The sequence below is a fragment of the Streptococcus pseudopneumoniae genome (genome assembly GCF_001072925.1).
GTDB classification, from domain to species: Bacteria; Bacillota; Bacilli; order Lactobacillales; family Streptococcaceae; genus Streptococcus; species Streptococcus pseudopneumoniae_Q.
Genome location: NZ_JVHE01000084.1, coordinates 1 through 442 on the forward strand (window position 1 = coordinate 1; position 442 = coordinate 442).

1 protein-coding gene is annotated in these 442 nt (G+C 45.0%); it reads right to left on the bottom strand.

All coding sequences use genetic code 11. The annotated features are described in order from the left end of the window. On the bottom strand, positions 1-442 hold a 442-nt coding region (locus ADH81_RS11185; RefSeq protein ID WP_049526881.1), incomplete at both ends, for an Ig-like domain-containing protein.

The window sequence follows — 442 nt, forward strand, 5'->3', positions numbered from 1 at the left end:
GTGTCTTAACGCCATTTGAGTCAGCTTCTTTCACTGTCTGTGCTGGTGTCAAGTTTGCTGTTGTACCACCTGGATATGTAACTGTCGCTGTGCCATCTTCACCAACTTTAACATCTGTTGCTGTTGGGTTAGCTTTCTTAACTTCTTCAGCTACTTTTGCTTTTTCCGCATCTGTAAGGGCTGATGGGTTCGCTACTGGGGTTACTGCTGGAGTCTTAGCTTCTTTAGCTGTTGTTGCCTTAGCTGGTTCACTTGCATCTGAAGTGTTACCTGCCGCATCAGTTGCTTTCGCTGTTACATTGCCTTCTGGAATGTTTACTGTTGGAGTGATAGTGGCTTTACCATTTTCACCTGCAGTTGCTTCACCAATCTTGTTGCCATCTTTATCGTAAAGGGCAACAGTTGATCCTGGTTCTGCGTTCACTTCAACTGGTGTCTTAGT